Origin of the sequence: Hydrogenophaga sp., from assembly GCF_028698005.1 — a bacterium.
GTDB lineage: Bacteria > Pseudomonadota > Gammaproteobacteria > Burkholderiales > Burkholderiaceae_C > Hydrogenophaga.
In genome coordinates, this window is the sequence record NZ_JAQVEJ010000101.1 from 1 (window position 1) to 10,489 (window position 10,489).

At 69.1% G+C, this 10,489-nt stretch carries 11 protein-coding genes; 3 read left to right on the top strand and 8 right to left on the bottom strand.

Going from position 1 to position 10,489, the window contains the following annotated elements; genetic code table 11:
• Positions 1-146 precede the first annotated feature (146 nt).
• From chrA to PHQ87_RS10665, 3 genes are read right to left on the bottom strand one after another with little or no spacing between them, the layout of a single operon-like run.
• Positions 147-1,379: a chromate efflux transporter gene (chrA, locus tag PHQ87_RS10655; protein WP_300233787.1), complete on the bottom strand. Its 1,233-nt coding sequence runs from the start codon at positions 1,377-1,379 to the stop codon at positions 147-149.
• Positions 1,376-1,717, bottom strand: coding sequence for an antibiotic biosynthesis monooxygenase (locus PHQ87_RS10660; protein WP_300233790.1), 342 nt, complete (start codon positions 1,715-1,717; stop codon positions 1,376-1,378). Before PHQ87_RS10660 ends, chrA begins: the two co-directional genes overlap by 4 nt.
• Before the next feature lie 40 nt (positions 1,718-1,757).
• Positions 1,758-2,273 (bottom strand): GNAT family N-acetyltransferase, encoded by a 516-nt coding sequence (locus tag PHQ87_RS10665; RefSeq protein ID WP_300233794.1) that lies wholly within the window; start codon positions 2,271-2,273, stop codon positions 1,758-1,760.
• A 100-nt stretch (positions 2,274-2,373) separates the two neighbouring features.
• Between PHQ87_RS10665 and PHQ87_RS10670 the strand changes: the two genes are divergently transcribed.
• Genes PHQ87_RS10670 through ftsH form a run of 3 tightly spaced genes read left to right on the top strand, consistent with a single transcriptional unit; the run spans position 2,374 to position 5,579 of the window.
• The gene (locus PHQ87_RS10670) at positions 2,374-3,357 is read left to right on the top strand and encodes a DnaJ C-terminal domain-containing protein (RefSeq protein ID WP_300233797.1); all 984 of its coding nucleotides are present in this window, start codon (positions 2,374-2,376) and stop codon (positions 3,355-3,357) included.
• Positions 3,358-3,382: 25 nt separating this feature from the next.
• Positions 3,383-3,706, top strand: a complete 324-nt coding sequence (locus PHQ87_RS10675) for a MerR family transcriptional regulator (protein ID WP_300233800.1) — start codon at positions 3,383-3,385, stop codon at positions 3,704-3,706.
• Between the two features lie 25 nt (positions 3,707-3,731).
• Positions 3,732-5,579: an ATP-dependent zinc metalloprotease FtsH gene (gene ftsH / locus PHQ87_RS10680; protein WP_366524461.1), complete on the top strand. Its 1,848-nt coding sequence runs from the start codon at positions 3,732-3,734 to the stop codon at positions 5,577-5,579.
• A gap of 30 nt (positions 5,580-5,609) precedes the next feature.
• Here ftsH and PHQ87_RS10685 read toward each other — a convergent pair whose 3' ends face one another.
• The 5 genes from PHQ87_RS10685 to PHQ87_RS10705 all read right to left on the bottom strand — a co-directional run bounded on the left by PHQ87_RS10685 (position 5,610) and on the right by PHQ87_RS10705 (position 10,389).
• Positions 5,610-6,701 (bottom strand): sulfate ABC transporter ATP-binding protein, encoded by a 1,092-nt coding sequence (locus tag PHQ87_RS10685; RefSeq protein ID WP_300233803.1) that lies wholly within the window; start codon positions 6,699-6,701, stop codon positions 5,610-5,612.
• Between the two features lie 13 nt (positions 6,702-6,714).
• Positions 6,715-7,665 (bottom strand): sulfate ABC transporter permease subunit CysW, encoded by a 951-nt coding sequence (cysW, locus tag PHQ87_RS10690; protein ID WP_300233806.1) that lies wholly within the window; start codon positions 7,663-7,665, stop codon positions 6,715-6,717.
• On the bottom strand, positions 7,662-8,534 hold the full coding sequence (gene cysT / locus PHQ87_RS10695; RefSeq protein WP_300233809.1) for a sulfate ABC transporter permease subunit CysT: 873 nt from the start codon (positions 8,532-8,534) through the stop codon (positions 7,662-7,664). Before cysT ends, cysW begins: the two co-directional genes overlap by 4 nt.
• A 195-nt stretch (positions 8,535-8,729) precedes the next feature.
• Entirely contained in the window at positions 8,730-9,725 is a 996-nt protein-coding gene (locus tag PHQ87_RS10700; RefSeq protein WP_300233812.1) for a sulfate ABC transporter substrate-binding protein, read from the bottom strand.
• Between the two features lie 103 nt (positions 9,726-9,828).
• Positions 9,829-10,389 carry an alpha/beta hydrolase gene (locus PHQ87_RS10705; protein ID WP_300233815.1) on the bottom strand — a complete coding sequence of 187 codons (561 nt, stop codon included), beginning with the start codon at positions 10,387-10,389 and terminating at the stop codon, positions 9,829-9,831.
• Positions 10,390-10,489 lie beyond the last annotated feature (100 nt).

The window sequence follows — 10,489 nt, forward strand, 5'->3', positions numbered from 1 at the left end:
CGCCGTGCAGGCCGCTCCACCCTACCCCGCCCCCATCCGGCTGGGCAGCGTCGTCTACACCGACACCTGGCTGTGGGACAAGAGCGGCCAATTCCAGCTCGACACCCTGACCGAGGGACAGCGCTCGAGGTAAGCGCGCAGAAGCCCTAAGACCAGAACGCCCCCACAACGCTGGCCGCGACGCACCAGGCCACGACCAGCAGCGGGGCCACGCGCCCCACCACCAGCAGCGCCACACCCGCCAGCGCGATCGCGATGTCCATGGGCCCGCGCACCGCGCCGGTCCAGACCGGGTCGTACAGCGCCGCCCCCAGCAGCCCCACCACGGCGGCATTGGCCCCCGCGATGGCACGCGCCGCCACGGCCCGGCCGGCCACCGCGCGCCACAGGGGCAGGACACCCGTCACCAGCAACAGTCCCGGCAGGAAGATCGCTCCCAGCGCAACGGATGCGCCCACGATCCCCCCGGCGCTGCCCGGCAGGCGCGCCCCCAGGTAGGCCGCCAGCGTGAACATCGGCCCCGGCACCGCCTGCGCCGCGCCGTAGCCGGCCAGGAAGTCGTCCGTGGACACCCAGCCCGGACCGACCACCGCCGCTTCCAGCCAGGGCAGCACCACGTGGCCGCCGCCGAACACCAGCGCACCCGCGCGGTAGAACGCATCGATCACCGACAGCAGACCAGCACCCCCGTGTGCCGCGGCCAGCAGGGGCAGGCCCACCAGCAGCAGCGCGAACACCGCCAGCAGCGCCCCACCCAGCGCCGGGCCATGGCGCAGGGTGGGCAGGCCGGCGCCGGGCACCGCTGGCACGCCCCGGCACAGCACGAGCCCCGCCACCGCGCCCAGCGCCACGGCCAGCAGTTGCACCCCCGTCTGCCCGGCCGTCAGCACCAGCGCGGCAGCGGCCACCGCCACCGCCCGGCGCGACAGGTCGGGACACAACGGCCGGGCCATGCCCAGCACGGCCTGCGCGACGACCGCCAGCGCCACCAGCTTGAGTCCATGGAGGGCGGCATCGCCCACCGGCCCCGAGACGGACGGCAGCCAGGCCGCGAGTGCGAACAGCAGCACCGCCGATGGCAAGGTGAAGGCGAGGAACGCAGCCAGCGCACCCGCCCAGCCGGCGCGCAGCAGCCCGATGCTCGCGCCGAGCTGGCTGCTCGCCGGGCCGGGCAGAAACTGGCACAGCGCCAGCAACTGGGCAAACTGGCTTTCGTTCATCCACGCGCGGCGCTCGACGAATTCGCGTCGAAAGTAAGCCAGGTGAGCCACCGGGCCCCCGAAGGACGTCAGCCCGAGCCGCAGGAACGCCGTGAATACCTCCCCTGCCGAGCCGGCCGCGGCATGGACAGGCGGCCGCGCCGGTGGCCGGGATTTCATGCGGCCGGCCTGCCGTAGGCCCGCTCCACCCTGGCTACCCGGATCTCGTAGTGTTCGTACCACGCACGCTGGCCCTTTTCCTGGGCCACCAGGTGCTCGGCATGCGCCTTCCAGGCGGCGATCGCCTTCGGCGACGACCAGTACGACACGGTGATGCCGAAGCCGTCGGCGCCGCGCGCGCTTTCCATGCCGAGAAAGCCCGGCTGCCGGGTCGCCAGCGCGGCCATGCGCTCGGCCATGGCCGCGTATCCGCCCTCGTCCGCGGTGCGCCGGGACGAAAAAATCACCACGTAATACGGCGGCGCGGGTGTCTGGGCAAAGGCGGCAGGAGCGCTCATGGCCACAGTCTAATGGCTCATGGGGCTCACGGGCGCCGTTTCACGGCCCGGTTGCCCTGAGCACCTGCCGCATCACCGTGGCGTCGCTGCCATAGCTGGCGCTGGCCTGCGCGCCCGGCACGGGCTCGAAGCCCATCTTGCGCCAGAACGGTACGGAGCCTTGCACGGCCACCAGGCGAATCTGGCCGAAACCCCGCCGACGGGCCCGGCCCAGCAGGCGCTCGACCATCTGCCGGCCCAGCCCCAGTCCGGCGGCGCGTCGGGAAACGGCCAGGTCGTGCAGGAACAGGTGGTGCCCCGTACCGGCACCGGGCGCGATCGGCTGATACAGTTTGGGCGGCGTGTCGCTGTGCCAGGCATGGGCCAGCAGGTAGGCCAGCACCCCGGGCCGCGCCGGGTCGTCCTGGCGCGTGCGCGCCACGAAGCAGCAATCGGGCGAAGCCAGCCACTTGCTGCGCAGGGTGGCCTGGTTTTCGGGCTCGAACTGGTGGTAAACCTCGGCCTGCACGCGCTGGATATCGGCCCACAGGGTATCGTCGATGGGGTCTATGCTCAACAATGTCGGTGTCACGACGCTGCAAAAATACGGCAAAAACCGTTGATTTTCTCATGGCCCGGTGTACGGGCTGGACAAGGTCACATGGAGGGAAGCGCCGATGAAGGTGCCAGACTATTACGCCGTGCTGGGTGTGAGCCGCCAGGCCACGCAGGACGAGATTCGCAAGGCCTACCGGCGCCTGGCGCGCAAGTACCACCCGGACGTGAGCAAGGAACCCGACGCCGGCCGGCGCATGGCCGAGGTGAACGAGGCCAATGAGGTGCTGTCGGATCCGAAGAAGCGCGCCGTGTACGACGAGGTGGGTCACCAGGCCTGGGCGCAGGGTGCGCGCAGCGCCGACGACGTGCGGCCCCCGCCGGGCTGGAACCGGGGCTACGAGCAGACCGCGGCCCACGGCCAGGGCGCGGGAGCGGGAGCGGGCTTCGCGCAGGACCACAGCGAGTTCTTCGAGGAGCTGTTCGGGCGGGCGGCGCGCGAGCGGGCACGCCAGCACTCGCGCCGCAGCGGCGGGCCGCAGGCCTGGCCCGGCGAAGACCAGCATGCCGAGATCGAGCTCGACCTGGAGGAGGCCTGGCACGGTGCGGAAAAAACCTTGCAGCTTGACACCCTGCGGGCCACGGAAGACGGTGGCGTCGTGCCCGAGCGGCGCACGCTGCAGGTCAGGATACCGGCCGGCGTGGCCGCGGGCCAGCTCATCCGGCTGGCCGGCCAGGGCCTGCCCGGCTTCGGCGGCGGCCCGGCGGGCGATCTGTTCCTGAGGGTGGATATCCGGCCCGGCCCGCACCACCGGGTCAACGGCCGCGACGTCACCCTGCAGGTGTTCGTGACCCCCTGGGAGGCGGCACTGGGCGGCGACATCGTGGTGCAGACCCCGGCCGGCCCGCTCACGGTGGTGGTGCCGGCGGGCTCCAGTACCGGGCGCAAGCTGCGCGTGCGCGGCAAGGGCATCCCGGGCCGCCAGCCCGGCGACCTGTACCTGGCGCTGGACATCGCCGTGCCGGGCGCGGTCACACCGGAACAGAAGGCCGCCTGGACGGCGCTGGCCCAGGCCTATCCCGGCTTCAACCCGCGGCCGCGCTGAGCGGTCAACCCGGACGGAGAGTGCAATGATGAGCCGAAACGACGACACCACCGCAGACGCCGGGGCGACCTGGACCGACGCCGAGTGGCTGAGCATCGAGGAGATGGCCCGGGTCTGCTGCATGAGCACCGACTGGATCCTGCGCCGCATCGAGGACGAGGTGATCGACGTCCATTGGCAGGACGGCCGGCGCCTGCTGAGCAGCCGGATGGTCTGGCGCGTGCGCCGCATCGCCGAGATCGAACGGCAGTTCGACGCCGACCCCCACCTGGCGGCCCTGGTGACCGACCTGATCGAGGAAGTGCACGACCTGCGCCGGCACCTGGCGCTGCGCGACGAACGGCCTTGATGCCGAAACCACCGGAGAACCCTTCTTGAAACCCGACCCGAAGACCCAATGGAACGTGGGTTACTGGCTGCTGGCCATGCTGGCCCTGCTGTGGATCCAGTCCACCTGGCAGACGGCGCGCACGGTCGAGCCGGTACCGTACAGCCAGTTCGAGCAGGCGCTGGCCGAGGGCCGCGTGGCCGAGGTGACGGTGGGCGAGACCACCATCACCGGCCGCCTCAAGTCGCCCGATGCGGCCGGCAAGACCATGATCGTGGCCAACCGCGTCGCGCCCGACCTGGCCGAGCGCCTGTCGCGCTACGACGTGCCCTACACGCGCGTGGTGGAAAGCACGCTGCTGCGCGACATCCTCTCGTGGGTGGCGCCGGCGGCGGTGTTCTTCGCGCTGTGGTACTTCCTGATCCGGCGCTTTGCCGACCGCATGGGCGGCGGCATGGGCAGCTTCATGAGCGTGGGCAAGAGCCGCGCCAAGGTCTATGTGGCGCGGGATACCGGGGTGGACTTCTCGGACGTGGCGGGCGTGGACGAGGCCAAGGCCGAGCTGCAGGAGATCGTCGCCTTCCTGAAGGACCCGCAGGGCTACGGCCGGCTGGGTGCGCGCATGCCCAAGGGCGTGCTGCTGGTGGGCCCGCCGGGCACCGGCAAGACGCTGCTGGCCCGGGCGGTGGCCGGCGAGGCCGGCGTGCCCTTCTTCAGCATCAGCGGCAGCGAGTTCGTCGAGATGTTCGTGGGTGTGGGCGCGGCGCGCGTGCGCGACCTGTTCGAGCAGGCGCGCGCCAAGGCACCGGCCATCATCTTCATCGACGAACTCGACGCGCTGGGCCGCGCGCGCGGTGCGGCCTCGCCGGTGGGTGGCCACGACGAGCGCGAGCAGACCCTCAACCAGTTGCTGGTGGAACTCGACGGCTTCGACAGCTCCTCGGGCCTGGTGCTGCTGGCCGCCACCAACCGGCCCGAGATCCTCGACCCGGCGCTGCTGCGCGCCGGACGGTTCGATCGCCAGGTGCTCGTGGACCGGCCCGACAAGGGCGGCCGGGTGCAGATCCTGAAGGTGCACGTGCGCAAGATCCGGCTCGCGCAAGACCTCGACCTGGAACAGGTGGCGGCGCTGACCACGGGCTTTTCCGGCGCGGATCTGGCCAACCTGTGCAACGAGGCGGCGCTGGCGGCCACGCGGCGCGGTGCGCCCGAGGTGACGCTGGCCGACTTCAACACCGCGATCGAGCGCATCGTGGCCGGGCTGGAGAAGAAGAACCGTGTGCTCAACCCGCGCGAGCGCGAGGTGGTGGCCTATCACGAGATGGGGCACGTGCTGGTGGCCATGGCGCTGCCCGACACCGATCCGGTGCACAAGGTGTCCATCATCCCGCGCGGCATCGGCGCGCTGGGCTACACGATCCAGCGCCCGACCGAGGACCGCTTCCTGATGACGCGCGAGGAGCTGGAGCGCAAGATCATGGTGCTGCTGGGCGGCCGCGCGGCCGAGAAGCTGGTGTTCGAGCACCTGTCCACCGGCGCCGCCGACGATCTGGCCAAGGTGACCGACATCGCGCGCGACATGGTCACCCGCTACGGCATGGAGGAGTCCCTGGGCTACGTGGCCTACGAAGCCCAGCGGCCCACCTACCTGGACCTGCCCGGCCTGGCCACGGGCGGCGGCTGGCGCATCGGTCCCGAGACGCAGCAACGCATCGACGAGGCCGTGCGCCGCATCGTGATGCAGGCATTCGAGCGTGCCACCGCGCTGCTGACCGAGCGCCGCGCGGTGCTCGAGCGCGCCGCGCACGTCCTGCTCCAGCGCGAGACGCTGGACGAGCAGGAACTCAGGGCGCTGGTCGGCACACCGGTGCAGGCACCGGCAGCGGCCCCCTGAGTCCAGGCCACCGCCCGGACCGGCGGCCCTTCAGGCCGCCTGCTGCAGAAACACCCGCGCCTTGCGCGGCGACACCACCAGGATCTCGCCTTCCTGCAGCCCCATGTCATGGAACTGCTGTGCCGGGATCTGGGCCTCGATCAGCGGATCGTGCCCTTCACGCTGCCCGGCCTCCACCGGGATCAGCTCCAGGCGCGCGATCGGGCCGACGACGATGGCGCGGTCGAGCCGGGCGACGATGCCTTCCGCGCCCGAACCGGCCTGGTAACGCTGCACGTCCAGGTCGTGCGGGCGGACATAGGCAAAGGCCTGGGCGTTCTTCGCGTCGGCGTGTTCCGGCGCCTGGATGGCCACGCCCTCCAGGTGCAGCAGGCCTTCGTGGGCACGGCCGTGGAACAGGTTGACGTCGCCCAGGAAGCCGTAGACGAAGGGGCTGGCGGGGTGGTCCCACACCTGCTGGGGCGAGCCCACCTGCTCGATCACACCCTGGTTCATCAGCACCACGCGGTCGGCCACCTCCAGCGCTTCCTCCTGGTCGTGCGTGACGAAGATGGAGGTGACGTGCAGCTCGTCGTGCAGGCGGCGCAGCCAGCGGCGCAGCTCCTTGCGCACCTTGGCATCGAGCGCGCCGAAGGGCTCGTCCAGCAGCAGCACCTTGGGTTCGACCGCAAGCGCGCGCGCCAGGGCGATGCGCTGGCGCTGGCCACCGGAGAGCTGGGCCGGGTAGCGGTCGGCGATCCAGTCGAGCTGCACCAGCTTGAGCAGATCGGTGACCTTCTGGCGGATCTGCGCCTCGCTCGGACGCTCGCCGCGGGGCTTGACGCGCAGGCCGAAGGCCACGTTCTCGAACACCGTCATGTGGCGGAACAGCGCGTAGTGCTGGAACACGAAGCCCACGTTGCGCTCGCGCACGTGCACGTCGGTGGTGTCCTCGCCGCTGAACAGGATGGAGCCGGTGTCGGGCGTTTCCAGCCCGGCGATGATGCGCAGCAGCGTGGTCTTGCCGCAGCCCGACGGGCCCAGCAGGGCCAGCAGCTCGCCCGAATCGATGTCGAGGTTGACGTTCTTCAGCGCGTGAAAGCTGCCGAAGTGCTTGTTGACGTCACGGATTTCGATGCTCATGGTTCGATGTCCTTCAGATGGCGGCGCGCGAGGCCAGGGGCACGTGCACGTAAGGCTCGGAGGGGTTGGCCGGCGTGGAGGGCGCGGAAGGCGGCTCGGGCGGCAGATCGGCGACGGCCTTGAACTCGCGTTCGCTGCGCCATTCGACGACGCTCTTGATCACCAGCGTGACCAGGGCCAGCAGCGCCAGCAGCGAGGCCACCGCGAAGGCGGCCACCGACTGGTATTCGTTGTAAAGCACTTCCACGTGCAGCGGCATGGTGTTGGTCTGGCCGCGGATGTGGCCCGACACCACCGACACGGCACCGAACTCGCCCATGGCGCGCGCGTTGCAGAGGATCACGCCGTACAGCAGACCCCACTTGATGTTGGGCAGCGTCACGTGCCAGAAGGTCTGCCAGCCGGTGGCCCCGAGCACGATGGCGGCCTGCTCTTCCTCGTTGCCCTGGGCCTGCATCAGCGGAATCAGCTCGCGGGCGATGAACGGGAAGGTCACGAAGATGGTGGCCAGCACGATGCCGGGCACGGCGAACACGATCTTGATGTCGTGCTCGGCCAGCCAGGGCCCGAGCCAGCCCTGGGCGCCGAAGACCAGCACGTAGATCAGGCCGGCCACGACGGGCGAGACCGAGAACGGCAGGTCGATCAGCGTGGTCAGGAAGGACTTGCCCCTGAACTCGTACTTGGCGATGGCCCAGGCGGCAGCCACGCCGAACACCAGGTTCAGCGGCACGGCGATGGCGGCCGTGATCAGCGTCAGGCGGATGGCGGCCCAGGCATCGGGCTCCTTCAGCGCTTCCCAGTAGGCGTCCCAGCCGTTGCGCAGGGCTTCGGTGGCCACGGCCGCCAGCGGCAGCACGAGGAACAGCGCCATGAAGGCCAGCGCCAGGGCGGTGAGGGTGTAACGCACCCAGGCGGACTCGGTGGTGCCGCGCTGGGCGGTGCGGACGGTTTGGCGTGTCATTGCGAGTTCCCTGCCGTACGGGCACGTTGCCAGGCCTGCAGGCCGTTGATGACCAGCAGCAGGACGAAGGAGATGACCAGCATCACGGTGGCCACGGCGGTGGCGCCGGCGTAGTCGTACTGTTCGAGCTTGCCGATGATGATCAACGGCGTGATCTCGGAGATCATGGGCATGTTGCCCGCGATGAAGATGACCGAGCCGTACTCGCCCACGGCGCGTGCGAAGGCCATCGCGAAGCCGGTCAGCAGCGCGGGCAGGATGGTCGGGAAGATCACCTTGGAGAAGGTCTGCCAGCGCGTGGCGCCCAGGCAGGTCGCGGCCTCTTCCAGTTCCTTCTCGGCGTCCTCCAGCACGGGCTGCACGGTGCGCACCACGAAGGGCAGGCCGATGAAGATCAGCGCGATCACCACGCCGTTCGGGTTGAACGCGAGCTGGATGCCCAGCGGCTCCAGATACTGGCCGATCCAGCCGTTGCCGGCCAGCAGCGCGGTCAGCGAGATGCCGGCCACGGCGGTGGGCAGCGCGAACGGCAGGTCCACCAGGGCGTCGACGATCTTCTTGCCGGGAAACGAATAACGCACCAGCACCCAGGCCACCAGCAGACCGGCCACCACGTTGACCAGCGCCGCGATGAACGAGGCCCCGAAGGTCAGCCGGTACGAGGCCAGCACGCGCGGCGAGGAAACGGCCTCCCAGAACTGCGGCCAGGTCAGCGTGAAAGTCTTGAACACCAGCGTGGACAGCGGGATGAGCACGATCAGGCTCAGGTACAGCAGCGTATAACCCAGCGTGATGTTGAAACCCGGCAGCACCCGCGCCGGCGCACGGCGCTGGCCAGCAGCGGAAGAAGGCAATGCGGCGGTGGTCATGAGAAAAATGCCTGGAACCCGTCTGTGCGGGAATGACGAGGGACAGCGGGATGGCCCGCAACGCGCGAGCGACTTTCCCGCCCCGGGGCACCACGGAACCGGCTCCGCCGGTCCGCAGGTGCCGTCCCCCCTCCCAGCGCCGCGCAGCGGCGCGCCAGCGAGAGGAGGGAAGCCGCGTCAGCGGCGCAGGGGGTGTTATTTGTTCGTATAGATCGAATCGAACTTGCCGCCGTCGTTGAAGTGGACCTTCTGGGCCTCGGCCAGCGAGCCGAAGTAGTCCTCGACGCGGAACAGCTTGACCGGCTTGAAGGCTTCGGCGTGCTTCTTCAGCACGGCCTCGTCACGCGGACGGATGTTGTGCCTGGCGGCGATTTCCTGGCCTTCGGGCGAGTACAGGAAGTCCAGATAGGCCTTGGCGTCGGCCGCCGTGCCCTTCTTGCCCACCGTGCGCTCGACGATGGCGACCGGGTTCTCGGTCAGGAGAGAGGCGCTCGGGTGGATCGCATCGACCTTGCCCTTGCCGAATTCCTTGTCCACCGAAACGACCTCGGACTCGAAGGTCACGAGCACGTCGCCGATGTTGCGCTGCAGGAAGATGCCGGTGGCGTCACGGCCGCCACGGGCCAGCACCGGCACGTTCTTGTACAGCTTGCTCACGAATTCGGCGGCCTGCTCGTCGGTGCCGCCCTTGCTGCGCACGTAGCCCCAGGCGGACAGGTAGGCCATGCGGCCGTTGCCGCCGGTCTTGGGGTTCACCACCACGACCTGCACGCCGGGCTTGACCAGGTCGTCCCAGTCCTTGATGTTCTTGGGGTTGCCCTGGCGCACCAGGAACAGCATGGTCGAGGTGGTGGGCGCCGCATCGTGCGGGAACTTCTTGCGCCAGTCCTTGGCCACCACGCCCTTGTCGGCGAGGAAGTCGATGTCGGTGGTGGTGTTGAAGGTCACCACGTCGGCCGCCAGGCCGTCGGCCACCGCGCGCGCCTGGGCGCTGGAGCCGGCGTGCGACTGATCCACCTTGATGTCCTTGCCGGTGGTCTTCTTGTAGTGCTCGACGAAAGCGACGTTGATGTCCTTGTAGAACTCGCGGGCGACGTCGTAGGACACATTGAGCAGGGTGGCCTGGGCGGATGCCAGGGAAGCGGTGACCAGCGCGATGGCACCGAAGGTGAGTTTGAGGCGGTTTTTCATGTCGGGGTCTCTGAATCAGAATGTCACGGTGTGTCTGATTGTGCGGACGACCTCTTAATCCTCAAACGACATTATTCTTGTTTTGATATTTCTTATTGGAATATCAAAGCCATGCCACCGCCGCGGCATGGGCGCTGACGGGCACGCCGAGCGACTGCAGCAAGGCCAGACCCAGCGGCCATTCGCCATGCCCGGAGTCGACATTGATGTGGCCGGCCTCGTTGAGGCGCACGAATTCGCTGCCCCAGGCCCGCGCGTAGGCTCCGGCCAGACGCACCGGGCAATAGGGATCGTTGCTGCTGGCCACGAGGATGCTGCGGTAGGGCAGCTTCTGGTAGGGCACGGGCGCAAAATCGGCCAGCACGCCCCGGCGCTCGGGATCGGCCGGTGCCACCAGCAGCGCCCCTGCAATGCGCCCGGCGATGGCCGGCGGCAGGTGCGTGGTGGTGATGCAGCCCAGGCTGTGGGCCACCACCACCACCGGGCCGGGCGCCCGCTCAATGGTCTCGCCCAGCCGTGCCACCCAGGCGTGCTTGAGTGGTGACACCCAGTCGTCCTGCTCGACACGCAGGACGTTCGGCAGGCGCTCGGTCCACAGGCTCTGCCAGTGACCAGGCCCGGAATTGCGCCATCCCGGCACGATGACGACGGTAGGAGAAGACATGGCTTCGATTGTCTTGAAGCCTTCCAAATACACAAACGAATATTAAATTGTTTGTTTATTGGTAAATCTTCTATGTAAGACACCGTGGTGCACGACCCCG

Excerpts from the sequence above, each read along its gene's own strand:
- PHQ87_RS10685 (WP_300233803.1), bottom strand. The coding sequence starts at position 6,701 with ATGAGCATCGAAATCCGTGACGTCAACAAGCACTTCGGCAGCTTTCAC.
- cysW (WP_300233806.1), bottom strand. The coding sequence starts at position 7,665 with ATGACACGCCAAACCGTCCGCACCGCCCAGCGCGGCACCACCGAGTCC.
- PHQ87_RS10705 (WP_300233815.1), bottom strand. The coding sequence starts at position 10,389 with ATGTCTTCTCCTACCGTCGTCATCGTGCCGGGATGGCGCAATTCCGGG.
- cysT (WP_300233809.1), bottom strand. The coding sequence starts at position 8,534 with ATGACCACCGCCGCATTGCCTTCTTCCGCTGCTGGCCAGCGCCGTGCG.
- PHQ87_RS10660 (WP_300233790.1), bottom strand. The coding sequence starts at position 1,717 with ATGAGCGCTCCTGCCGCCTTTGCCCAGACACCCGCGCCGCCGTATTAC.
- PHQ87_RS10675 (WP_300233800.1), top strand. The coding sequence starts at position 3,383 with ATGATGAGCCGAAACGACGACACCACCGCAGACGCCGGGGCGACCTGG.
- PHQ87_RS10670 (WP_300233797.1), top strand. The coding sequence starts at position 2,374 with ATGAAGGTGCCAGACTATTACGCCGTGCTGGGTGTGAGCCGCCAGGCC.
- PHQ87_RS10700 (WP_300233812.1), bottom strand. The coding sequence starts at position 9,725 with ATGAAAAACCGCCTCAAACTCACCTTCGGTGCCATCGCGCTGGTCACC.
- chrA (WP_300233787.1), bottom strand. The coding sequence starts at position 1,379 with ATGAAATCCCGGCCACCGGCGCGGCCGCCTGTCCATGCCGCGGCCGGC.